Annotated in this window: 33 protein-coding genes; all 33 read left to right on the top strand. The window is 46.0% G+C overall.

Annotated features, from left to right (window positions below):
- The first annotated feature begins 11 nt into the window (after positions 1-11).
- The 33 genes from DMN77_RS18675 (at position 12) to DMN77_RS18520 (ending at position 24067) form a co-directional block, all read left to right on the top strand.
- Complete coding sequence (locus tag DMN77_RS18675; protein ID WP_179015980.1) at positions 12-248, top strand: hypothetical protein; 237 nt, start codon at positions 12-14, stop codon at positions 246-248.
- A 2-nt stretch (positions 249-250) separates the two neighbouring features.
- Positions 251-673, top strand: coding sequence for a hypothetical protein (locus DMN77_RS24025; protein ID WP_256872486.1), 423 nt, complete (start codon positions 251-253; stop codon positions 671-673).
- A gap of 92 nt (positions 674-765) precedes the next feature.
- Positions 766-1026, top strand: a complete 261-nt coding sequence (locus DMN77_RS18665; RefSeq protein ID WP_179015979.1) for a hypothetical protein — start codon at positions 766-768, stop codon at positions 1024-1026.
- A complete protein-coding gene (locus DMN77_RS18660; RefSeq protein WP_179015978.1) occupies positions 1023-1355 on the top strand; it encodes a hypothetical protein in 333 nt (110 codons plus the stop codon). The genes DMN77_RS18665 and DMN77_RS18660 overlap by 4 nt, the downstream gene beginning before the upstream one ends.
- Positions 1352-3346 carry an AAA family ATPase gene (locus tag DMN77_RS18655; RefSeq protein WP_179015977.1) on the top strand — a complete coding sequence of 665 codons (1995 nt, stop codon included), beginning with the start codon at positions 1352-1354 and terminating at the stop codon, positions 3344-3346. Before DMN77_RS18660 ends, DMN77_RS18655 begins: the two co-directional genes overlap by 4 nt.
- Positions 3347-4408: a recombinational DNA repair protein (RecE pathway) gene (locus DMN77_RS18650; RefSeq protein ID WP_179015976.1), complete on the top strand. Its 1062-nt coding sequence runs from the start codon at positions 3347-3349 to the stop codon at positions 4406-4408. It begins immediately after the preceding gene.
- Positions 4405-5112 carry an MBL fold metallo-hydrolase gene (locus DMN77_RS18645; protein ID WP_179015975.1) on the top strand — a complete coding sequence of 236 codons (708 nt, stop codon included), beginning with the start codon at positions 4405-4407 and terminating at the stop codon, positions 5110-5112. Before DMN77_RS18650 ends, DMN77_RS18645 begins: the two co-directional genes overlap by 4 nt.
- Positions 5109-5306: a hypothetical protein gene (locus DMN77_RS18640; protein ID WP_218653035.1), complete on the top strand. Its 198-nt coding sequence runs from the start codon at positions 5109-5111 to the stop codon at positions 5304-5306. The genes DMN77_RS18645 and DMN77_RS18640 overlap by 4 nt, the downstream gene beginning before the upstream one ends.
- A 216-nt stretch (positions 5307-5522) precedes the next feature.
- Complete coding sequence (locus DMN77_RS18635; protein ID WP_179015974.1) at positions 5523-5804, top strand: hypothetical protein; 282 nt, start codon at positions 5523-5525, stop codon at positions 5802-5804.
- Positions 5805-5822: 18 nt separating this feature from the next.
- Positions 5823-6770, top strand: coding sequence for a MarR family transcriptional regulator (locus tag DMN77_RS18630; protein WP_372776183.1), 948 nt, complete (start codon positions 5823-5825; stop codon positions 6768-6770).
- Positions 6748-7086 (top strand): replicative helicase loader/inhibitor, encoded by a 339-nt coding sequence (locus DMN77_RS18625; RefSeq protein ID WP_179015972.1) that lies wholly within the window; start codon positions 6748-6750, stop codon positions 7084-7086. Before DMN77_RS18630 ends, DMN77_RS18625 begins: the two co-directional genes overlap by 23 nt.
- A 7-nt stretch (positions 7087-7093) precedes the next feature.
- On the top strand, positions 7094-8479 hold the full coding sequence (gene dnaB / locus DMN77_RS18620) for a replicative DNA helicase (RefSeq protein ID WP_256872489.1): 1386 nt from the start codon (positions 7094-7096) through the stop codon (positions 8477-8479).
- 13 nt (positions 8480-8492) lie between these two features.
- On the top strand, positions 8493-8660 hold the full coding sequence (locus DMN77_RS24310; RefSeq protein ID WP_372776181.1) for a DUF6906 family protein: 168 nt from the start codon (positions 8493-8495) through the stop codon (positions 8658-8660).
- 325 nt (positions 8661-8985) lie between these two features.
- Positions 8986-9399, top strand: coding sequence for a RusA family crossover junction endodeoxyribonuclease (locus DMN77_RS18615; protein WP_179015970.1), 414 nt, complete (start codon positions 8986-8988; stop codon positions 9397-9399).
- Between the two features lie 20 nt (positions 9400-9419).
- Positions 9420-10217, top strand: a complete 798-nt coding sequence (locus DMN77_RS18610) for a hypothetical protein (protein ID WP_179015969.1) — start codon at positions 9420-9422, stop codon at positions 10215-10217.
- A 73-nt stretch (positions 10218-10290) separates the two neighbouring features.
- Complete coding sequence (locus DMN77_RS18605) at positions 10291-10527, top strand: hypothetical protein (RefSeq protein WP_179015968.1); 237 nt, start codon at positions 10291-10293, stop codon at positions 10525-10527.
- Positions 10527-11315 (top strand): HNH endonuclease signature motif containing protein, encoded by a 789-nt coding sequence (locus DMN77_RS18600; protein WP_179015967.1) that lies wholly within the window; start codon positions 10527-10529, stop codon positions 11313-11315. The genes DMN77_RS18605 and DMN77_RS18600 overlap by 1 nt, the downstream gene beginning before the upstream one ends.
- Before the next feature lie 24 nt (positions 11316-11339).
- Positions 11340-12023: a LexA family protein gene (locus tag DMN77_RS18595; protein WP_179015966.1), complete on the top strand. Its 684-nt coding sequence runs from the start codon at positions 11340-11342 to the stop codon at positions 12021-12023.
- A complete protein-coding gene (locus tag DMN77_RS18590) occupies positions 12004-12162 on the top strand; it encodes a hypothetical protein (protein ID WP_179015965.1) in 159 nt (52 codons plus the stop codon). The genes DMN77_RS18595 and DMN77_RS18590 overlap by 20 nt, the downstream gene beginning before the upstream one ends.
- A gap of 98 nt (positions 12163-12260) precedes the next feature.
- Entirely contained in the window at positions 12261-12752 is a 492-nt protein-coding gene (locus DMN77_RS18585; protein WP_179015964.1) for a hypothetical protein, read from the top strand.
- Between the two features lie 436 nt (positions 12753-13188).
- Entirely contained in the window at positions 13189-13920 is a 732-nt protein-coding gene (locus tag DMN77_RS18580) for a restriction endonuclease (protein ID WP_179015963.1), read from the top strand.
- A 505-nt stretch (positions 13921-14425) separates the two neighbouring features.
- The gene (locus DMN77_RS18575) at positions 14426-14605 is read left to right on the top strand and encodes a hypothetical protein (RefSeq protein WP_179015962.1); all 180 of its coding nucleotides are present in this window, start codon (positions 14426-14428) and stop codon (positions 14603-14605) included.
- 51 nt (positions 14606-14656) lie between these two features.
- On the top strand, positions 14657-15103 hold the full coding sequence (locus tag DMN77_RS18570) for a hypothetical protein (RefSeq protein ID WP_179015961.1): 447 nt from the start codon (positions 14657-14659) through the stop codon (positions 15101-15103).
- 196 nt (positions 15104-15299) lie between these two features.
- Complete coding sequence (locus DMN77_RS18565; protein WP_179015960.1) at positions 15300-16118, top strand: toll/interleukin-1 receptor domain-containing protein; 819 nt, start codon at positions 15300-15302, stop codon at positions 16116-16118.
- Positions 16119-16197: 79 nt separating this feature from the next.
- Positions 16198-16986: a phage terminase small subunit-related protein gene (locus DMN77_RS18560; RefSeq protein ID WP_179015959.1), complete on the top strand. Its 789-nt coding sequence runs from the start codon at positions 16198-16200 to the stop codon at positions 16984-16986.
- Entirely contained in the window at positions 16961-18274 is a 1314-nt protein-coding gene (locus tag DMN77_RS18555) for a PBSX family phage terminase large subunit (RefSeq protein WP_179015958.1), read from the top strand. The genes DMN77_RS18560 and DMN77_RS18555 overlap by 26 nt, the downstream gene beginning before the upstream one ends.
- A complete protein-coding gene (locus DMN77_RS18550) occupies positions 18267-19763 on the top strand; it encodes a phage portal protein (protein WP_179015957.1) in 1497 nt (498 codons plus the stop codon). The genes DMN77_RS18555 and DMN77_RS18550 overlap by 8 nt, the downstream gene beginning before the upstream one ends.
- Positions 19764-19766: 3 nt before the next feature.
- Positions 19767-20783 (top strand): hypothetical protein, encoded by a 1017-nt coding sequence (locus DMN77_RS18545; protein ID WP_179015956.1) that lies wholly within the window; start codon positions 19767-19769, stop codon positions 20781-20783.
- A 60-nt stretch (positions 20784-20843) separates the two neighbouring features.
- The gene (locus tag DMN77_RS18540; RefSeq protein WP_179015955.1) at positions 20844-20981 is read left to right on the top strand and encodes a hypothetical protein; all 138 of its coding nucleotides are present in this window, start codon (positions 20844-20846) and stop codon (positions 20979-20981) included.
- 47 nt (positions 20982-21028) lie between these two features.
- Positions 21029-21433, top strand: coding sequence for a hypothetical protein (locus DMN77_RS18535; RefSeq protein WP_179015954.1), 405 nt, complete (start codon positions 21029-21031; stop codon positions 21431-21433).
- The gene (locus tag DMN77_RS18530) at positions 21402-22577 is read left to right on the top strand and encodes a hypothetical protein (protein ID WP_179015953.1); all 1176 of its coding nucleotides are present in this window, start codon (positions 21402-21404) and stop codon (positions 22575-22577) included. Before DMN77_RS18535 ends, DMN77_RS18530 begins: the two co-directional genes overlap by 32 nt.
- A gap of 13 nt (positions 22578-22590) precedes the next feature.
- On the top strand, positions 22591-22986 hold the full coding sequence (locus DMN77_RS18525; protein WP_179015952.1) for a DUF2190 family protein: 396 nt from the start codon (positions 22591-22593) through the stop codon (positions 22984-22986).
- A 16-nt stretch (positions 22987-23002) separates the two neighbouring features.
- Entirely contained in the window at positions 23003-24067 is a 1065-nt protein-coding gene (locus DMN77_RS18520; RefSeq protein WP_179015951.1) for a hypothetical protein, read from the top strand.

The raw sequence follows: 24067 nt of genomic DNA, 5'->3' as shown, positions 1-24067 counted from the left end.
GGAGGATTCATGTGAGCTTAACAAAACGAATTCAGGAAGCGGTTGAGAAACTTAGAGGCTTCCAGGACGATGCGGATGACGCGAAACATACAACAGGGGAAATCTTGGTTAGTATTTCTGATTTCATCGATGACGATCTGGACGGATTGATTAATGAAATTGATGAAGTGGCAGATGAAGTTGAGTCTTTGGAAGAAAAGGTGGCCGAGCTTGAAGAGGAATTGAAAGAGCTCCAGGAAGGAGAATAGCCATGCAAGTGATTCAAAAGCTGACAGTGGTCAGTAATCCGACACGGGTGTTCGAGGTTGGAACAGAGGTCGACGGGCGAGAAGTCATTGAGATTAAACAGGTCGGATATGAGCATGACAACGGGGTATTTTCCGAGTTTCATGTGCGGGACGAAAATGACGATCTGATCGCGAGCGTTGAGAACTGTCCAGTGGTACTGGATTGGAAAACGATCGTAGAACATGGCGAGGTAGTGAAATGCTTCTATTGTGAAGAGCAACCGGCAACGGGAATCAAATTTGGAAAGTCATGTTGTTGTGGATGCGAATCTCATGAGATTCGTTCTACAGCTCCATTACACAAGATGACTGATGAACAGAAAGCTAATCATTTGAAGATGGGCGTAAGGGCATTCAAACTAGCTTTCGGCATAAACGAAAAATGACCCGCTGCAACGGGTCGTCACTGGAACTTAATTAATTATCTTGCCCCTATCGTAGCAGATGGGGGCGCATCATACAAGAGGGAGGGGTTAATTTGGGAACGGCCTATTCTGTTGATTTAAGCAATCAACATACTGAGGTGGAGGTTTTACCGGAGAACCATTATTCATTACCGACCTTGAGCCTTCGTGGAAGCTTTGGAACCATTCAAATTTTTGCAGCTAACGAACAGTTGGCCGAAATCGAGTATGCTCTGCGGACTCATTTGAACGGGATCCGGTACCCGGAGACACCGGATCAACAAGCTATCTTAAATCATGAAATCAACCAATCTATAGAGGAGGAAATTGCATGACAAAGCAAGAGATTGTTAATCGGTTGTTGGAGCTGCCTGGGCAGATCGCATCTGTGGAATACACAGTTCTTGAAGCAAATAGACAGGTGGTACTAGCTAAGGAGTTTCTGCAGCAAAAAGAAGATGACTTGCTACTCGGTAATGTGATCGATGGGAAAAACGCTGAGATTCGTGCTGCTCAAATGCGTCAGCATACTGAATATGAGCGACAGAATCTCGATAATGCAGAGCTGCACTTGAAAAATAATGTCACCAGACTCGTTAGATTGCGTGACGAGTTCAAGGCGCTGCAGGCTGTCGCTAGTTTGCTCCAGGGGGGTGCAGCATGAAAAAAATCATCTTAGAGCGTTTGACGCTCCGTAATTTTAAGGGGTTCCGTGAATTTACCCTTTCTACCAACGGCGGGAACATAGACGCCTTTGGCGATAACGGTACAGGTAAGACGACTCTATTCGATGGATTCACCTGGCTTCTGTTCGGGAAGGACAGTGCCAATCGTTCAGAGCAGTTGTTCGAAATCAAAGAACTGGATTCTCTTGGAAAGGTCTTACGGCATAAATTGGAGCATGAAGTGGAGGCGGACCTCCTGGTCAATGGGCGACGCCGGACGTTCCGTCGGGTTTATTCTGAGAAATGGACCAAGAAGCGTGGATCTGCTACCGATTCGTTCGAAGGACACACGACGGATTATTACATTGACAGTGTGCCTGTTAAAAAATCGGAGTACGATTCCGAGGTTGATTCTCTCATTAAAGAGGACTTATTCAGACTTTTAACTAGTCCAGGATTCTTCAATGAACAGCTTAAAAAGGAAGAACGTCGCAAGGTTTTACTTGAAATCTGCGGAGATATAACAGATGCAGAGGTCATTCATTCAAATCCCAATCTGAGCCGGCTACCGGCTATTCTCTGTGATAGGGACGTAGAGAGTCACCGTAGAACCGTTTCTGCTCGTTGCAAGCTAATTAACAAGGAGATCGATGGATTACCGATCCGGATCAGCGAGGTACAGAGAAGCCAGTCAGACATTTCGGGACTGGACGAAGAGTTGCTCCAGGAAGATATCGATGATCTTCGTTCTCGTATTAAGGCTAAGAATGAAGAATTAATCCGGATCCAGAACGGTAGTGAGTCTTCTGTTAAAGAGAAGCGGATACGTGAGATAGAAAGTGAATTGCTTACTATTCAAGGCCGAATCCAGTCGAACGTTTTGGACAAGGTTTCTATTAAACGGGATGAGGTTAACCGGCTTCAATCCGAATTTGATTCGATTCGTCGGAAGATTGATGACAATCAGCATCGTGTCAGACAAAACGAACGTACTATTGAATCGCGTAATCAGGAAGCTGAGCGTTTAAAGGCCAAATGGAACGAAGTCAATGCTCAGGAATTTGCACATTATCATGACGAAAATTGCCCTGCATGCGGTCAGGCCCTACCTACTGAACAGATTCAGGAAGCTCATGTCAAAGCAATGTCTGCCTTTAATCTTGGGAAAGCCCATCGCCTGGAGCAAATTAGTGCCGAAGGCAAGGCGGCAAAGGATGAGGTACGTCATTTTGAACATGATAACGCCCGTTTAATGGATGAGATTCAGAAGCTCAGCAGCCAATCTACAAATTTACAGGAACGTCTATTAAATGCTGAAGCAGAGCTATCCGCACTTAGGTCTGGCATACAGGATCCAAAGTCAGATCCAGATTATCAACGCTTACTGACAGAGAAAGATACTGTACGGGATGAACTTGCTCAACTTAACGATTCACTGAAGTACGATGTTTCCCGTGTTCAGCTTGAAATTCGGGAGTTACAAGCGAATCTCGAAGCAATGGAAGAGGAAAAGGCGAAGTTCGCCCAGGTTCGAAAGACTGAAGAACGTATCACTGAATTAGAGAAGCAAGAGCGGGATTTGGCTGCCGAGTATGAGCGTCTACAGGAGGAACTGTTTCTTACGGAAGAGTTTACCCGTTCCAAGGTCGCATTGCTGGATTCGAAGATCAATTCCAAATTCAAGTATGCTCGATTCCGACTCTTTGAGGATCAGCTTAATGGAGGGGTAAAAGAGGTCTGTGACACGCTCTACAATGGTGTTCCTTATGATGGTGGGCTAAACAATGCCGCCCGGATCAATGTAGGGTTGGACATTATCAACACTCTTTCTGAACACTATGGGTTCTCAGCTCCGATCTTTATCGATAATGCTGAAGCAGTGACACAACTGATCGAAACGGATGCACAGGTGATCCGATTGGTTGTTAGTGAGAAGGATAAGAAGCTACGGATCCATACTAAAAATAGCAACATGCAGGAGGCGATCTAATTGACAGCACAACAACAGGCTGCCGTAGCAAAGAAGGAACCTACTCAGTCAGAGCGGTTCATGGCGAAAGTTGTTTCAGAATACGGATCAAATGTTGGAGAAGTTGCCCTAACGAGTTTCCAGAAACGACTTGCTCAGAATTACTTTATTGCCCTGGATTCAGTCCTTAAGACAACAGAGGAAAAGCGCCTTAAAAAGTCCGAGAAATACCGTGATGCTCTACCTGTTACGTGGGCGAATGTCAATATGGATAAGCTTGCCCGGGATGTGGTGGCATATGCCAGGATCGGATTTGACCCTTCACAGCCTAATCATATCAACCTGATTCCGTTCAAAAACAACAACACGAATAAATACGATATTGGATTTATTGAAGGATATCGGGGTCTTGAGCTCAAGTCTGTGAAATATGGTCTGGACGTTCCGGATCATGTGACGGTTGAACTTGTTTACTCGAATGATTACTTCGCACCTATCAAAAAAGATGCGAATCATCCGTATGAAGGATATGAGTTTGAAATCAAAAATCCTTTCGATCGAGGAACCATCCTGGGAGGCTTTTACTTTCACTCTTATGTAAAGACTCCTGAGAAAAACAAATTGGTCATGATGACGATTAAAGAGATCGAGAAGCGTAAGCCTGATCACGCCAGTCCAGAATTTTGGGGTGGTGAGAAAGATAAGTGGAAATGGGACGAAAAAGCCAAAAAGAATGTCAAGGATGGTACTGAGCAAGTTGAGGGCTGGTATGAAAAGATGTGTTGGAAAACCGTTTATCGCGCCGCCCACAGTGATATTACGATCGATAGCCAGAAGATCGATGACGACTATCTACGTTTGAAACAGATGGAGAGCGATTTCGCCGAAGCAGAGGTCGAACGTGAGATTAGCACTAACGCTAATAGGGATATTATTGATATAACGCCACCAGCAGGAAATGAAGGTGATTCCAATAAGGATGAATCTCCTACTCGCACGACTACTGGGCAGCATGAAATGGATTTTGAGATAGATTCAGATGATATCCCTCCATTAGATGGAGAGGGGCCAGAAAACTGGTGATAGATATCCAATGTCTTGGTTCCAGCAGTGCGGGAAATGCCTATCGGGTTACCGATGGGCAGACATCCCTCCTACTGGAGGCGGGATTTCCTTTCAAGTCGTTACAACAGGCTCTTAATTTTAGAATGTCTGACATATCCGGTTGCTTGATCAGTCATGAGCATGGTGATCATAGCAAGGCGGCAAAAGATGTAATGAAAGCAGGCATTCCTATTTATACAAGTCAGGGAACAGCTGACGCCCTGGGGCTCTCAGGACATAGATTGAAGCCTATTAAAGCGCATAGGCAATTCGAGATTGGCACATGGATCATCAAGCCATTTGAGATCGAACACGATGCTGCGGAGCCGCTTGGGTTCGTCCTGGCCAATCGATCGGGCGATAAGTTGGTATTTTTGACGGATACCTACTATTGCAGGTACCGATTCGCAGGACTGACTCACATCATGGTTGAGTGTAATTATTCGATTGATATCGTTAACCGGCGGGTAACTGCCGGAGAACTACTTCCAGGGCAAAAGAAACGGCTGCTACGCTCTCACTTCGGGCTGGAGCATGTAAAAGGATTCCTCAGAGCTAATGACATCAGTAAGGTGCAAGAGATTTGGCTGCTGCATCTATCAGACGGTAATAGCGATGCAGATAGATTTAAGCGAGAGATTATGGAGACAACCGGCAAGGTGGTCCGGGTGGCTGACCGATGATTCAGGACGACAAGCCACTCTTGCGCAGCATGATGGGCAAGCAAATTTGGAAACAAATGCGGATTGATGAGGAGGAGTTTAAACGGGAGACTCGGGCATATTTCGCCCTTAGATATCCTGGTTGGACGGTAGTTAAGGTTAAGTATCCGTTTGTGCTTCTAAGAGACGATAGGGGGCAGCGTAAACATGGATGATGTTGTTGTTCAGATGGATTTGTTCGATATTGAGCATCGGGTTGAGAAGTCTTTCAAACAGTCAATATACAGCCCCCTTCTAAATGGAATGTATTATGAGCGCAGTTCAAACAGATTTGTTTCATTCGTCCAGGGGCGTCGGCACTTCGAAGTTACTCCAAGTCGCTGCCTGGGAGACAAAGCCTGGAAGGAAAAAATAATGAGGGAGCGTGTGATATGAGCGTAATGACGAAGGAAGAAAAATTAGCACAAACAACAGAAATCGTTAAATTTCTTACCGAAAAGAACGAGGAGGCAAAGAAGGCGGGCATTGAACAACATGCCCACTTTATAACATCTATTGCTTACACCCTTGGATCGTTAATTGGTTTTGACCTCAAGCCTATGGGATATGGCCCGATGTTAAGCACAGTAATTGAATCCCTTACGGATGGGATTCAAATGGCAGCCATCGAAAAAGGTGTAAAAGGGACTTTCGTAAAAATCGTTCGAGATTGATGTAAGGGGATGAAGCATATGCCCGAAGGCAGTTACCCTTTTCCGATGTACTCCGGATTACTCGAGCCAGAACACTACAAGAAAATAGGCAGCGCGATATGGCTTTTCCTCTGGTGCATCAGTTCCACTACAAAGGAGCTTCAGGAGGAGGGAACGGTCTGGGGCATTGTCCTCGGCGGTCAGCCAATGAAACTGTCTGAGATAGCTGGGTATTTCGGGGTTAATGACAAGACCGTTAGTCGCTGGTTGGACACCTTAGAGCAACACGAGTACATACGAGTTACCAGGGCTGCACGCGGATTGATCTTATCGGTTCGAAATTCGAAGAAATGGACGGACAAAAATGTCCGATCACATGAAAGTGAACAGACAAAAATGTCTGATCATGAAGTTAGTGATAAGACATATATGTCCGATCAGTCGAGCAGTGAACAGACAAAAATGTCCGATCATGAGCAGAAATTAGCCAGTGATCGGACAAAAATGTCTGATCTAAAAGATATTAAAGATCTTACTACTACTCCTACTACTGATACGGATTGGCCTGAGGAAGAAAATCCTGATTCTCAAGCTAACGGAATGATCGAGCTATTAAACGCTTATTGCAAACTGCATGGGAAATTCGATATCCACGTTTCCCCAAACGAACGCATAGCCATGGGTAAGATGGTCGCCGGAGGTACGCCTAACCCTTTTACCATCCGAACTATGGAGAGCCTTCTGGAGGCAAAGCGACTTCGTGAGGGGGCAAGGTTCAAACTGCCTAAGAGCTTTTTATACTACGTGGACGGCATCGAGGAGGCCTGGCAGAACCATCTGACTGCTTTAGACAAGCCAGATGATATGAAGCCAGCTCATACGCCGCCTGAACAGCCCAAACGAATGACCAAGCAACAACGCGAGCTAGAGGATTTACGCAGAAGAGCAGAGGAGGCGCGGAAACGTGGACAGGGCAGAGGTTATTGAATTGCTCATAGTCATCAAAGAGAATTACCCGAACTTCGATGTCAGCGACAATAATATCGATCGACACATGAAATACCTTCATGATTTTCCTTTTGACGTGGCCATGCGAAACGTGGATGAACATATCCGGACGAGTAAGTATTCGCCGATCATCGCGGAGATCCGCGGTAGTCTTGGTGAACAGATCGAGCGGGACCGGATGAAGGCTGCTACGGATGAATATTTCAGAGCACGGGAGAAGGCACAGAAACAGGCATGTCCTCCACCGCCTGGCTGGAAGGAGGATATCTTTGCAAAACTTAGACGATCATCTTGATGTGATTATGCCGTATGATCTAGCAGCTGAGTGCTCGGTGATCGGAGCGATTTTGGTAGATTCAGAGGTTTATGATCAGGCTGAATTGTTAATGCCGCAAGCTTTTTATAACGATGCTAATAAGCTTGTTTTTAATCGCATTACTGAGCTTGCCGATGAAGGGGAGCCCATTGATTTAGTCACTTTGACATCGCGCCTGCAGGATCGGGGCGAATTGGAGAAGATCGGTGGAGTCAGTTACTTATCCAAGTTGGCACATGCGGTCCCGAAGACGGAGAATATCGAGTCGTATGTTTCTGCAGTTCAAAACAAGTTCTTGTTAAGAGAAATCATTCAGTCGGCACAATCTCAAATTGCCGCAGCTGCATCCGGTGGAAATATTCAAACACTTCTGACTGACATGCAGGCGTCGGCTGCTAAATTAACGGATAAGGCTGCACCACCGCAGGATTTCAAGCGAATCGACAATGTGTTGATGGAAGTGATTGAGGCTACAGAAACCAAGTCGGAAGTCTTTAAGACTGGAGAAGTAACAGGCCTTCAAACGGGATATAAGGATCTGGATGCAATCACTGCTGGGCTTCAAAGGAGCGATCTTATCATCGTCGCAGCTCGTCCATCAGTCGGTAAGACGGCCTTCGCGTTGAATGTTGCACAGAACGTGGCTGCACGATCTTCAGAGCCGGTTGCAATATTCAGCTTGGAAATGTCTGCAGCTCAACTTGTGACCCGAATGGTTAGTGCGGAGGGAAATATCGATGCTAGCCGGCTCAGGATGGGAGATATGGGCGCGGATGATTGGATGAAGATGGCCGAAGCGGCAGGAGTCCTGGGTAGGGCTAATATCCGTATTGATGATTCAGCAGTTATTACGGTTCATGATATTCGGGCAAAATGCCGTCGCCTGAAAAAGCAGGAAGGGTTGGGAATGATCGTTATCGACTACCTGCAACTGATCTCTGGACCCGGCAAAGGGCGGGGAGCGGAGAACCGGCAGCAGGAGGTTTCCGAGATCTCACGAACTTTGAAGCAGATCGCCCGAGAACTGGAAGTGCCGGTTATCGCATTATCTCAGCTCAGCCGCGGCGTCGAGCAGCGCCAGGACAAACGGCCAATGATGTCTGATCTTCGAGAATCGGGCTCAATCGAGCAGGACGCGGATATTGTGGCATTTTTATACCGGGACGATTACTACAACCAGGATGCTGAGAAGAAGAACATTATCGAGATAATAATCGCCAAGCAACGGAACGGCCCGGTTGGAACGGTCGAACTCGTCTTCTTGAAGCAATTTAATAAATTCGCTAACTATGATCGGATTCATACTGATCCGGGGCCGCAGCCACCACCTCAGAAGAAGGTAACGGATATTAATAAGCGCCGCTGGGCGTAGGGGAGGAAAGGATATGGGGAAGCAAACGCGACCAATAAGACCTACACGTAAACAAAAGACAGAAATGAAAGCCTGGAAGCTTGTACCTGAAAATTGGTTAGTTGTACAGGACATACCGACAGAGATGATATTGGTTAGCAAAGGTGGTCTCAAAAAACGAGTCATCAGGCGGGGAGCATAATGAGTAGTCCGTGGAGCAAATGGAGTGTGTACGAGTATATGAGGCACACATACATGCGATCTGGGCGCTGGCCAGACTTGCCAGAGTTGGTGGACAAGTTTCCAACGTTACCGCCGGCAGAGATTAAAGAGGGCATGGAAGAATTCGAACTTACCCTCACGATCGGGGGCAATCGAATTGCGAAATGAAGAACTCATTGATCCATTCTTTCAAGACACTCCATGGGAATTGATTCATGATGACAATGGGCGTTTGGTGGGTGAAGTATATGTACTGGATTTATATATGCTTCCTGCAGCATTCATGAAGGAAGAGGGGAAACGGAATGATTCAATTCACAGTGTACGGCGAACCAGTAGCACAAGGAAGGCCGAAGTTCAGCACCGCAGGAGGGTTCGCCAAAGCTTATGATCCGGCTAAGTCTCGGGACTATAAAGATTACGTCCGTCTGGCTGCAACGGAGCACGCTCCAGAGGTGCCACTAGAGGGACCGGTTGGGATGGTGCTAACAGTTTACCGATCAACTCCAAAGAGCTTTAGCAAAAAGCGGGCGGCAATGGCTGAGGCAGGACAAATTCAGCCGACATCTAAGCCGGACGTCGACAACTATCTAAAAGGTGTAAAGGATGCATTGAAAGGAATCATCTGGAGAGATGACAGTCAGGTTGTTGAAGTGTTTGCTCGGAAGAGATACAGTGCGAGACCGCGTATTGAAGTAAAAATTAAGGAATTATCATAAAAATCATGAGGGGAAAGTGATTGGGTATGGTAAAGAATTTCGCTAAATTTACAGCAACAATGGGCAAAGGTATCAAAGTTGGTGATTCAGATGTGGAAATTAAGCTGACACTTCCGTTAAAAGTAGTTCAAGAGAATTTTATGTTTCTTAGTACTAACCAAGGTGAAAAGGTTAATGTTTTCTTAGGTGATCCACAAATGGCCTGGGATTTTAATGAAGAGGAAGAAGATATGTATAAGACTTATACTGGCGGTCGCCAAGTTACTGCAGATGCTTCAGGAGTAGTGACTTCTGTTCAGCAGCCTGATGAGGAAAAGGATGAGAATCAGGCAGAATTATTCACTGAGGATGGTCAAGTACCTGAAACTGATTCGGAAGAGGATAATGGCCAAAATGGTAAGCAACCAGAGGAGCCGGATAGCGTGAACTCTGTAGAAGACGAACCGGATGATTATGAACGAGAGATTCTCGGTGAGATGGATAAATACAAGGAGTCAGGGGAAATGACATTCGAAGAAGGCCATTCTTCAGATGATAATGGATCCGATCAGAGCGATGTCATCTCAGAGGATGTTCAATCAGATGGTGAAGAGGTCGAGATCAGCAAGGAACAACTCGAGGAGTTCATTCTCCAGCAGCGCCCAACCTTCCCGGAATTTGATCTTGATTTCGCAGACTTATTGAAGAAGCGCCGTGATGGTTCGACATGGCTAGGTTTGTCTAAGGAACTAGGTATTCCGAGCAGCCAACTCAATACCAAGTATCGGAAGTATAAAGACAAGGTTAAACAGATGATGAAGGATAACGGGGCTGCTTAACGGTGGGATAGTAAAAATCGAAGGGCCCTTTGCAGCCCTTTAACCGAACATATGATCTTGTGGGGGATGGGAAATGAAAAACACTTTGGGAGATTTGAACAATCATTTATTTGCTCAACTTGAGCGATTGAGTGATGAGGAGTTGGCCGGTGAAAAACTGGCCGATGAAATCAACAGAGCGAAGGCAGTAACGAGCGTAGCCTCACAAATTATTGCCAATGGAACGCTTGTGCTCGAGGCAAGAAGGCTTGCCGATGATCGTATGAACGCGGACACTAAGATTCCTAAAATGCTTGAGGGTGGCAGTTAATGCATCGCTGGACGGATGAGCAGAAACAGTATATTTGCGAAATAGCCCAAGGTAGGTACAACTCTGAGATTGCTGATGTGTTTAATGCTAGGTTTGGAACAGAAGTCTCTGAAGGCCAAATTAAGAGCTTTAAGGCCAATCATAAGATAAAAAGTAATGTCCCAAGGAAACGGATAACTGGTGATGAGGGATTGTTCACACAAGAACAAAAAGATTTTATTAAACGAAATGTCAGTGGCCGCTTAAACGAAGAACTTGCGAAACTAGTCAATAAAAAGTTTAATCTTCAAATCACAGCTAGGCAAATGAATACTTATAAAAATAATCATGGTTTGGTGAGTGGGTTGGATTGTCGCTTCTCGAAAGGATCTACTCCGGCAAATAAAGGTACAAAAGGATTGTACAACGTCGGTGGCAATCGCACATCATTCAAAAAAGGACAGCGGTCACAGAATTACAAACCTGTGGGAAGTGAGCGTATCGATCGGGATGGTTACACACTGATCAAAGTGTCGGATTTGGGTCCTTGGCATAAACGGTGGAGACATAAGCACAAGGTCATTTGGGAAGAAAAGCACGGTCCAATTCCGAAAGGCCATGTAATTCTTTTTGCAGATCAGAACAGACGCAATATTGATTTGGATAATTTAATTATGATCAAACAAAGCCAACTTTCGGTTTTGAATAAAAAGGGCTTGCTCCATGATGATGCTGAGCTAACTAAGACCGGCATAATTATGGCAGACATATATCTAAAAATTGGTGAAAGAAAGAAACTGAGGAAATAGTCCTTCGAAGGAGGATTGCTGACAATGAACAATCATAATAAACCACTAACTCGGCGCCAAGGTGAGGCGTTGCAATTCATAAAATCATTTGTTTCTAATAATGGCTATCCACCTACGGTCCGAGAGATCGCCGATCATATGCATTATCAGTCAGCTTCGACGGCATTTCAGCTTTTGGAGCAGTTGGTTAAGAAGGGATATGTCAATAAAGGGGATAGGCCACGAATGATACAGCTTACCCAGCAAGCGGAAGCACTAACTCGAAAGATATATCTGGCATCATCTTGGAAAAATGCCGACAAGGTAAAATACATCAAAGGCTTGTTAGTATCCAGCGGTTTCGAAGTGGATGCTTTCTGTGATCCAGACGATGGTCGTTTCGTTTTTAGTTTTGACCTGCTGCCTGATGTGGAGAATAAGGATGCGAGAACGGTTCTAAAGGAACCGGTAGTGCAGAGGGCGTTTATTGAAGACAAGAAGTGGTTAGATTGGGCCGATACTGTTCTTCTAATTCTACCCGCTGGAAAGTCGGCTCATTTAGAAGCGGGTTATGCTGCAGGAACGGGTAAAAGACTAGTAATCTATCAAGAAGAGTTTCCTGCAGGTGAGTTCGATGTAATGTATGGATTTGCTGATTTAGTATCAAGTGACCTTCAAGAAATAATCTGCTTCATGAGAGGTGATATCATTGCTGGACAAGGGGCTTAAAACGGAGCATTGGACGCCTGAGCAGATTACTGAGCATTTGCGCAATATTGGGGCAGACAAGCCGCCGGCACTGAAGAACCAGCTTGCATTTGAAATTATTGCCCCTAAGCAGGGAAGTTGGGGAAAGTATCTTAAATAAATAGAAAGACCCCCAAAACCTGGCCGGGTGCGGGGGTCAATCGGTAAATGTTTCCTTCATCCTCATTCAAATATAGCATACAAAGGGGAATGAGGGGAATGGCGATGGCATGGGAACAAGGGGAACTTTTCCCGAAGGCATCTGAGCAGGAGATCCAGCGCACTAAATTCCTGCTCGGCAAATATACGAAAATGATCGCGTCAATGAGAGACTATGAAAATCATGAGGATGAACTGAAACAAGTGGCTATCGATGGGGAAGTTGCGCGTCGCATTGATCAGGAAGACCTTCATGCAGATAAAACAGCAAATGCAACGATTATGATCGAAAAGCAGCGCTGGGTGTATCAGCAATACAGTTTCTATACCAAACAATTAATTAGAGCGTGGGGGCTTATCAAAGACTTTGATGAAAAGCGGGCTGTAGATTATCGTTACATTCAAGGATACACGCCTAAGGAGACAGTATTGTTCTTCCGTCACAGCATGAGTGATAGCACAATTAGGCGAAAGATAGATGATGGCACGAAGAGTATAGCCAACTCGCTAAAGTTGATGGGTTTTTTTGAACAGGACAATGCGAAGTTTTAAAGATGGGGAAGGTAATAAGGAATGTTCAAGTGGATTAAGCAATTGTTTTGTTTACACGAATACGTATATTGGGCTGGTGGGTGGACGTGTAAAGAGTGCGGTAGAACTCAAAAGAAAAGAAAATAGTATTGTGTAGTTCGAAAAAAGTATGCACTAGGCCGAAGGCCATCGATTGATTGAATAACCCAGCAGGGCTTAAGAAAAAAATGAGCGAATTATGACTACAACCTGACCATAACTTGAACATAAGTTGAGCACCACATGACGGATTTTCCGTGTTAGTATGAGAGCATAGAAAAAGGCGGGATGACACGCACGGCTGCTGAATGCGGCATCTTACCGGGGCGTACCTCTCTCGCCTTTTCTGTTTTTGGAAGGAAAAGAGTCCTTGTTGTCGAATATTGGAAATATATCAATTCGATGGAGGTCTTGTTTTATGGCAAGGAGAAAGAGCAAAGCTAAGCAACAAGAGGAGTTTATCCAGGGGCTTTTTGGGTTGGTGTTTTTTGCTTCAATATTCGGGACGTTAGGACTAACTAAGTCGTTTAAGGCGACCATTATTGTTACGGTGTTGGCCGTTGCTGCATTTAGCGCTATATGGACTATGATTGGTATCAAGAGAACAGAGCGTTTAAAACGATCCGGAATCGCTGACATCGACAAAATGGAGGGCGTACAGTTTGAACAGTATCTAGGCCATTTATTTCGGGCTCAAGGGTATAAAGCTGAAGTGACAAAAGCCGCGGGGGACTACGGTGCGGATCTGCTCCTCCAGAAGGATGGGAAGAAGACCGTCGTTCAGGCGAAACGATACAGTAAAAACGTTGGGATTAAAGCGGTACAAGAGGCACAGGCGGCCATCGCTCATTATGGAGCTTCGGAGGCTTGGGTCGTCACAAATAGCGATTTCACTTCAGCAGCATATGATTTGGCCAAGTCAAACCGGGTTCGTTTGATCAACCGTGAAGCGTTGGTCGAAATGATTCTTGCAATGAATCCAGGGACAGCGCCAGCGCCAAAAGCCGTAATGGCCGCGACACCAGTGAACGAATTGACTTGCCCGAGATGTGGGAATAAACTGGTGCTTCGGAACAGTGCAAAGGGCCAATTTTACGGATGCAGCAGTTTTCCGAAATGCCGGTATATAAAGAAGAGTCAGGTTGGTTAGTAAAATAGTGAGGAATTATTAGAAAACGAAAGATGTTCAAGGGTTTGAAGGAATAATTAAGCAAAGATGGCTTTGACTTAAAAACCTACAGCTCTTTAAAATGGTCTTGTACTACATATCTAGTTACAAAGTACGTATTCTTTTAAGCAAAGAGCGAAGCGTTTTTGCGGCGGCCGTTTCGGACGCGATGATCAAGCGGATCTCTTTGCACAATTGAACTACATATATAATTCGAAGTCGTTCCTTACAGGGAGCGGCTTTTTTATTTCCGTGGGAGCGTGATTGTATGAAAATCCTCCGTTGGCTGGTCAATGTGACATATGGTCGAATTGACGCACCTAGTAATCGAGGTGAGCGAAGAAATGTCCAGAAAATGTAATAAGCTGCAGCGGCCACGATCGGAACCGAAGCAGCCGAGGAAGTGTAATAGGTGTATATGGGGTTCTTGGACCGGAACGAAACAGTTTTGCAGCAAGCAGCGGTGTGTTAATAGGAGGGATTCTTAATGTTGGTAGATTTTGAAACGGGTAAGTCTAAGAAACTGACTACTGATAAATGTACAATATGTAATGCGCCCGATCCTGAGATTCCGACAACCCTAGGAGCATCATTTTGCGAAACATGCTGGATATTGATGGCTGCTGGGGATGAGGATGAATTGGATAAGAGAATGGTTTGGGATTAAGCAGGGAAATCCTTCCTGATGTCGAAATATGATTTTTAGGAGGGATTTAACTTGGATATTGTTAAACAACAAATACTCTGTGATTTAATAGATGGTGCAAAAATACATCATTCGAGGTATGAACTAGGCGACAGAGATATTAGATTAAGACAATCGGAATTAGCAATGCATTTAATTGAGTTAAAGAAAATTGAATTAATAAATTTCGTTGATTCGAGGGTGTTTGTACCAGGAGGACAACTAACAAAATATAGGAATAATTTTCATGTAATGTGGCCAGAAGAGATTATCATCGAACCAAAAGGCCGGGAATATGTGGAATCATTAAGAACCAGTTCCGCAGTCAAGAAATCCAGAAAAGCAAGAACTGCTATAAAAGGATTCATTAATGACTTATTTAAGGAGACTAGAGAGCAGGTTATTAAGAAAGTGGCTGCCGTTCTAGCTCTCCTAATAATAGCAATTATTTTATTCATTGTTTTTTGGCCAACACCTTAACGGGTGTTTTTCTTATGCCATATGACAGAATAGGCTTCTTGGCGTCCCGATTACAGCAACAACATCTTAAAACGTCAGGAGAGGGCCGTAGCTTTGCTGTACGGCCCTATTTTGCATGTGCGTATACGAAAACCAACTCAACATAAAGGGAACCACATTTTTTTGTCGAAATAGTACTGATAAAAAAGGAGGCGGTATGATGGCGACTGTTTGGATAACTTACTCTTGGCTTGATAATCAAAGCGGAGATATTGATTTTCTAGCGCAAGAATTAAGGGATGCTGGTTTAATCGTTAAATTGGATCGCTGGACAATAACTGCTGGTAAAAGACTATGGGAACAAATAGAAAATTTTATACAGAATAAGGATTCAAGTGATGCATGGTTAATGTATGCTACCCAGAATAGTTTAGGTAGTGAACCCTGTAAAGAAGAATATGCATATGCACTAGATAGGGCTCTAAATAGTAGAGGAGATAAATTCCCTATCATCGCATTATTCCCAGCATCAGTAGATAACGCACTTATTCCAGCAGGAATAAGAACAAGGCTCTATGTTAGTTTGCAAGATTCCGAATGGAAAGAGAGGATTGTCGCTTCTGTTGAAGGGCGTTCGTTAAGTTTTGAGCATAAACGTATAGAACCATTTGATTTGCAAGTAAGACATGATCAAGGAGAAAATCATAATTATGTTATTGAGGTAAGACCTAGAGCAGGATCATGGTGTCCTTTTTGCGCTGCCATACCGCTTAAAGAAAAAGAAGAAGTATCGATGCATATTATGCATGGCCCTAGAGGAAGAGTGACACCGTCCGGGGTGTTAATTGGTTCAGGCCAAGGCGTGAGTAATGATGGTAACTATTGGGTAGCTAAAGCCGCAAATGAAGCTACGCCAAGTCAAAGCTATGGAATTTTTGTTAAAAAACTACCTTCAGTTTTGCTGTTTGGAGTTGAAGGAGGAGATCCTCAATATTCTGTGGAGTTTGATCCTAGTTTTTATTTAAAAACTAAGTGAAAGTAATTGAAATTATTATTTCAATTCAAGGTGACTGAGCTAGAGGTCACCTTTTTTTGTTGGGGGTGGTGATAATGTAATGGCCAGAGAGCGCAGTCCTGATCGGGACAAGGCTAAGCAAATGTGGCTAGAGAGCGGTGGGACGATGAAGCTAAAGGACATCGCCGCCGCTCTTTCTGTTGGTGATAGCAAGATCCGAAAATGGAAGTCCTTAGACAATTGGGAAGCTGAACTGAAAGGGAGCGCTCCATCTGAATCGAAAGGGAACGCTCCACGTCGTGGCGCCCCTAAGGGGAACAAGAACGCGGTTGGTAATCGCGGTGGCGCACCGCCTGGCAATCAGAATGCGATGGGGAACAAGGGGGGGCAGGGTGGACCGCCTGGGAATAAGAAGGCGGTTACCACTGGGGAACATGAATCTATTTTACTGGACACGCTCGATGATGATGAGCGTGTCCTTTTTGATGCCGTTCGAACCGAACCACTTGAGCAAATCAACAACGATATCCGAATATGTGACATTCGCATTCGTCGGATGATGCTCCGGCTGCAGCGGGTTCGTTCGGGTGAAGAATCGAAGAGTACAGACCGGAAGTATCAGATGGTGGAAGGCTCCGAAGGAAAGCCGCCGGAGCTACGGGAAGTCGAACGTGTGGAAAAGGAACGAGCCAAGCTTGAGCGGGAGCTGGCCATTGAGGATGCGTTGACTCGGGTGCTCGATAAAAAAACGAAACTCCTTGAACTCAAACATAAGATGCTCGTCGATGAGGCCCCACCGGAAGAAACTGAAGATGATGGCTTCATGGATGCTCTGAAGGGAATGACAAGTGAGGTGTGGGCAGATGTCGGCAACAGCAGCGAAACGTAAGCCCGCCTCTTTCAAATGGCAGCCTTTTAGCCCGAAGCAACTGAAGGTGCTCACTTGGTGGATGTCTGGTAGCCCGTATTGGGATTACGATGCGCTGATCTGTGACGGAGCTGTCCGTTCAGGCAAAACTGCCTCTATGTCTTTCTCCTTCATCTCTTGGGCAATGGATTGCTTCCAGGATGAGCAGTTCGGTATGGCCGGCAAAACCATCGGCGCACTTCGACGTAACGTAATCGTCCCACTCAAGCGGATGCTTAAGAGTCGTGGATACCACGTCAAGGAGAACCGTTCTGAGAACTTTCTGACCGTTACATACAAAGGAAAGTCAAACGTGTTCTACCTATTCGGCGGTCGCGACGAGCGAAGCCAGGACTTGATTCAGGGTTTAACGTTGGCTGGCATGTTCTTCGATGAAGTTGCAATCATGCCTAAATCCTTTGTTGACCAGGCCATAGCTCGGTGTTCTGTGGAGGGCCGAAAATTCTGGTTTAACTGCAACCCCGGAGGGCCGACGCACTGGTTCAAGCTTGAATGGATTGATAAGGCCAAAGAAAAGCTAGCTCTTCATCTTCATTTCACAATGGACGACAACCTATCCTTATCTGAAAAGGTTAAGGAAGGCTATCGCCGAATGTTCTCCGGTGTTTTCTACCAACGCTTCATTTTGGGTTTATGGGTTTTGGCTGAAGGGATTATTTACGACATGTTTAGTAAAGAAAAACATGTCGTGCCTGTGGTGGAGCGTTACTATACCCGTTATTATGTGTCCTGTGACTATGGTACGAAGAACCCAACGACATTCGGGTTGTGGGGACTTTTTGACGGTGTTTGGTACAAGGTCAAAGAATACCATTACGACGGTCGTAAGACCACAATTCAAAAGACAGATGAACAGTATTGCGATGATCTTGAGACATTTGTAGGTGACCTCAGAATCGAATCAGTAATCATTGACCCTTCGGCTGCTAGCTTCATTACGGCGATCAGAAAGCGCGGGAAGTTATCAGTCATAGAAGCAGACAATGCTGTCATCGATGGTATCCGGAATGTCGCTTCGGCGCTGGGCCAGGGGCTGATTAAATATAATGACTGCTGCGTGGAGACATTCCGAGAGTTCAGTTCTTATGTATGGGATGAGAAAGCAGCGGCCCGAGGTGAAGACAAGCCGGTTAAAGATAATGACCACCAAATGGACGGCGACCGCTACTTTGTTAATACGATTCTGTTTGGATCGGATATTGATCCTATTGGTGCAGCTTTGTTGAGAGGAGGGAGAATATATGGCTAATATATGGGGTAAGATCAGCGGCGAGATGTCCAGGCTGCGGGGCGGGATTGTAAACTTGATGAATGGCCTAGGCTGGAGCCTAACCGGCGGTACTATTGGCGGGACATATACGCTAAATACGACTCGGGTTGACTATAAGTTCGCTCGGCAGCTTTATCACAACGAAGCTGAAGATTATAAGCTTGGCGCTGGTTTTGCGAAGAAAATCGTTAATTCAACGGTCGGATTCATGGGCTTGCCGGATATTAAGAGTTCGGATGCAGACGCCCAGGAGCGCCTGCAGGAGTTTTTTAAACAGAACCGAAGTCGAATGCAGCGAACACATCTGAACGCGATCCGAGAAGCGGACTGCTTTGTCTGGTTGACTCGAGAGGACAATAACAACCCTCTCTATCCGGAAGAGCGCAAGCGGATTGTCTATAACATTATTCCGCCGGAACAAGTTAAGGGGATTAACCTGGATCCGATCACGGGCGAACCGATAGAGTATATCCTCGAATCAACTAGCACCTGGACAGATGATTCTGGGGCAAAGCGACAAGCCGTTATCAAACAAAGGATCAGTAAGGATGGCAGGCTGATCGAAATCGAAGGTGATCAACCACCGAATCTGGAAGCAGGGGAGATTCCCAATCCATGGGGCTTCATTCCAATCGTTCATTTTAAAAATGAAGCAGACGAAACGATGGCCTTCGGCAAGTCTGAATTGGAAGCCGTCGAGCCGTTTTTCAAGGTGTATCATGACGTGTTTCTCCACGCGATTCAAGGCTCTAAGATGCACAGCACGCCACGGCTTAAGCTGAAGCTTAAGAATGTAGCTGCTTTCCTTCGTAATAATTTGGGAATTAGCGATGTTGAGAAATTTGCTAGAGAGGGCGGGTCAATCAACCTCAATGGCCATGAAATAATCCTTTTGGCCGCAGATGAGGAAGCTGAATTTGTCGAAGCCAAATCAGCAACTGGTGATGCTACCGCGTTGCTGGAATTCGTGTTCTATTGCATCATTAGCGCTTCGGAGACGCCTGAATTTGTCTTTGGCGTTCATACGCCTTCATCACTGGCTTCTACCCAGGAGCAAATGCCGGTCTTTATTCAAAAGATCGAGCGGAAGCGCTTGGCCTTTACAGATAGTTGGCAACTCATGTGTCGGATGGTGTTGGCCATGATTTCGCAGGCAGAGAACATCTCATTTTCTACGTATGAGACGGAACTGATCTGGGAAACGATCGATCCTCGGGATAGCAAAGACGTAGCCACCGAGATCAAGACGATCGTCGAAGCACTTGATAAAGCTCTCGCAGGTCGCTTCATCAGCTTAGAAGCTGCTGTTGATTTCCTGAAGCTTTGGATTGACACCATGCAAGATTATGAATCAGATGACAAAGCCGTAGAAGGTGAAAAGCAGCGGATTACCAGAAGCGCGGCCTTTTTAGCGCGTCTTGAGGATGCTATGGATCTCGATGACGAGCAGAAGGAACTGGAGGTGTAAGCCATGGCTGATTTGCCTGCCGCACAGCAGATTCTGGAGCAGTTAAAGTTAATCGCAGGTCCTTACGCCAAGTTCGCGCTTGCCGGCCGTAAAAAATATGTGGATCTTCGATTGAGACAAGATCAGGCAGTACGAAGTATATACATCCGTGCTGCAGATAAGGTGGCCAAGGAGATTCGACGGCTGAAGCGTCTCGGTTTGGGCAGCCAGATGAACATAAGGTACTTGACTGCTGTGAGCCAATCATTACGAGAAAGTGGCATAGGTGAAGCTCTATCTGACCTCTTAACAGGTGATATCGTTAAAGCTGTCGACGCTGGATCTACTTACAGCATGGAAGTTACATTGTCACATATCGGTAAGACTAAACTTGCAAAGCAGCCGGTTAAAAGAGCATTCTTCCGTGCTAATAAGCAGGCGGTTGAAGCCTGCTGGTCGCGAACCGAGCGCGGACTGTACTTATCTGACCGGATATGGGATAAAGATGAAAAATATCGGAAGGCCATGACAGAGATCATTCAGGACGGTGTAGCAACTGGAGAGGACCCCGTCGAAACGGCTCGGCAGCTCGAAAAGTACGTGCGTCGTGGTAAGAAGACTTTAGCTGTCGATTATCCTGAGATGATGGAACGTATGGGTAACCGGATTCCGCAGGATATCTCCTACGAAGCCCTCCGACTCGTCCGGACGGAGACAGCTGCGGCATTCGGAGAGGGCACGATAGCCGCCGCCAGTGTCAGCCCGAGTTACAAGGGCATGAAGTGGGTTATATCTGGATCTCATCCGGTACCAGATATCTGTGATGACTTGGCCAACGCTGACCATGGACTTGGTAAGGGAGTTTGGCCGCCTGGTCAAGAGCCGCCTATGCCGGCACATCCGAACTGTTTGTGCGTACTCATTTCCGTCCATGAGGACACGGACGACTTCATGAGACGTCTCAACGAATGGACCAAGGATCCGCAGTCACATGCGGATCTAGAAGACTGGTACACGAACGTATATTCCGAAGTGGCATAGATTCCCTAATGATAGTGATATATGATAGATTCGTAGATTGCTATTTAGGGGGGGTTAGCCATGGATGGTGGTATCGAAATTGAGGTTCCGTTAATGCCGACAGAAGATGAACTTCGAGAAATGCGCAAAGAGCAGACCAGGGAAAAGCTTCAGGTAATCGACGGAGGCAAGGAATCAATAGAAAATGAGGAAGAGTAGGCGCCTAAATAAGGCGTCTTTTCTTTTGTCTGAAAGGGGTGAGGTGATTGCAGGAAGTTATTTTAACCGAGGATGAGCTGCGTACAAAATGCACAGAGTGGCAGAAGATTCTCAGGCTGCAGGATTGGATTGTCATACCTAAGATTAAGCGGGGGCGGGATATGCCGATTCCTGATGTTTGTGGATCATGTTGTTGGGATCTAACACAGCGAATGGCGGCTATTAACATTCTGGATCCGATCGATTATCCTCCGGATGCAATTGTACCGAATGATATGGAGTTAACGCTTGTTCACGAATTGCTCCATCTACACTTTGCAGCAGTGGAGCCTGAAGGAGCTAGTATTGCTGGGGAACAGGCCATTGAATCTATTAGTTGGGGCGTAATTGCTCTAGCACGGAGAGGGGGTGAGACGAGAAATGAAGATTCTGATTTGCGGAGAGATGGCTGAGTCGAAGGATAGCCTCTTCCGCTTGTTTGCTGGTATCGCTGGTGAAATGAGTGTTGAGGACATTCCCCTTGCTCCTGGTGTGGACATTAACGTGTTGAAGCAGGGAGATAATGACCCTCTTGAAGTAGTTGTGGAGGTCCCTGTCGGCAAATCAAAGCGTGGGTGGAACTACACCCATAAGGCATTGAAGGACATTGTGGATGCAGTGAACACTCGGACACTTGCCGGATTTAAGGGTCACCAGAAACCGGAGGACGTATCCAATCAGTTTATTGATCCGGCGACTCACTGGATCGGGGCCAAGATGACCGATACTGCCGCTTATTTTCGTGGTGTCGTGGATAAAAAGGAAGAGGATTTGAAGCGCTGGATCAAGGGCAAACGCATCAAACAGGTGAGCATCTACGGCCGCCCAGCTTTGAAAAATGTTTCCGGCGAGACGCAGGTCGTAGGTTATGATCCGTTGTCGATCGACTGGACGCCGCTTGATCGCATGGGAATGCCGACGCGCATCGTGGCAGCCAGTGGCGAGATGTGGGATTTAGATGGGACAGGACCCGAAGGAGAAATGAAAGGAGATGATGAGCAAGTGGAATGGGCTCAAGTAATAGCTGAATTGAAGAAACGTTATGAGAATAAGACAATTACAGTTGGAATGCTCGCTGGGGAGATGGGCCTTAGCAATGACCAAGTAATTGCAGAGTTGACTCCGGAGTTTGCCAAGGAGGTTCAACGGGCGTTGGAGATCAGCACAAAGGCTACTAAAATCCTGGGTGTCACCGGAGAAATGGATGTCGAGGCCATGTTTAAGTCATTGAAAGATGCTGCTGACAAAGAGGCAGACGTTGGCCGGGATAAGATTGTTGGCGAGATGATGGATAATAAGGTGACATCGGAAGCTGTCCGGAAGGAGCTCAAGAACTCGGAAACAGCTCTAGGCAAGTTATGGGCTTACCATTCTAAGGCTATCGGCGCTGATGCAACCAAGGAGCAGATCGCTGGTGAGATGGATACATTCCTGGCTGATCCAGTTGTTAAAGGCTTGGTTGATACGATCCATACGGATAGACCAGCAGGTACAAGCGGTTCCGGCGGATCTTCTAGCGCACCAAGAAATATGAAAGTAAAACGCACAGGAATTTAAGGGAGGGGTAAACATGCCTTACAAAGGTCAACCAGTACCAACAACTGTCCATCATTCTTACCGTGCAAAGGTTTCTGACGGTAAATCCGTTAGAGTGCCAGTGCCAGAGAAAACAAAGATTGAATCACAAAAGCTGTACTTGCTTAGTGGTTATTTCGGAGCCGCCACAGAATCGGTAACCACCGGAGCAGGTGAGACGTCTGAGCTTATTCTGACTATTGAACAGGCGGAGTACGAAACAGATCAGATCGATAAGACACAGGCATTCGAGGTTGGAATTACGGTTTATTGGGACGGCACTAAGTCTCAATTAACAGAAACAGATACCGGTAATCGTCTTGTTGGCCGTGTGTCTGCGGCTAAGGATGCAAGCAATGTAATCTGGTTCATTCTTGGCCCACAAGTATAAGGAGGGAACATAAAATATGGCAAAGTTTATTAGTGCTGAATCTATCAAGGCAGAACGCCGCAAAGGGACCGTTGAAACCACGGTTCCTTTTTTATTAAACGGTAGGCAAGAAGAAGTAACGAAGAAGATCGTCAACGGTGAAATGGAGACTTATGAGCTTGACCAGCCAATTGGAGAAATGCTGACGAGCGAGAACAGTCGTAAGGAACTACTTCAGAAGGTCGTGCTTGATGTTGAGCTTGGCCGCGAAGAGGTTCCTTTGCTTTTTGGACCGATCTACGACAGTATTTCTGATTCTAATTTCCCGAAGGAGTTCGAAGCCAAATGGGCTCAGTACGGTTCTGTTATTTTTCTTGAACACCTGGAAGGCGAAGAAGTTAAGTTCGGCAGCCTGTTGGCTGAACAGGGACCTATCGCTCGAATCAAGGGTTACACCGCTGGCTTTGAATACACAAAAGAGATTGAAATGTTCAACCAGACGTTTAATTTTGAAGTGTTGAACAAGGCATTCGGTGAAGCACATAACGCCCTTTTGAACCACCTACACTTGGCTCCGATCATCAAGTTTGGTTATAAGGCTGCGAATAAGACAGGGCCTGTCTATTTGAACGAGCTTGGCAAGACACTTGCCAATTCCACAGGAGCTCACTACATTCTCAGTTTACGTGAAACCCTCCGTCAGGCGCTGACGGATACCAGGACTGCCAAACGACCAGGGAATATCCTGCTGGCCAATTCTGCAAACCAAGAGGATATTAAGGACGCTTTAAGCAGCTTCACGATTCAAGCGACACCATACAGTGCGCTTGAAGGGATCAGCACAATTATTTTTTACGACGGTTGGGAAACCCAAGTAAGCAAGAAGTCTTACTCCTATGAAGGTGTGCCTGCAGGTAAGGCTTACCTCATCCGTCCGAAACGCGGGTTTAAGGAGCTCATCAAGCAGGCTCTGCAGATCCAGGCGACCATGGGCGACCTGACACGTTTGGTCGAAGCTCAAATCGTTGGAGACGTATGGCGCGGTGTCTTTGCAGCTGTCGAAGAAAACGTCCAGGAGATCACTTTCCCGGGCAAGGCCTAA

Source organism: Paenibacillus sp. 79R4, assembly GCF_013393165.1.
Classification (GTDB): Bacteria; Bacillota; Bacilli; order Paenibacillales; family Paenibacillaceae; genus Fontibacillus.
The sequence above is the reverse complement of the archived record's forward strand: the minus strand, read 5'-3'. Positions and strand labels throughout refer to the sequence as shown.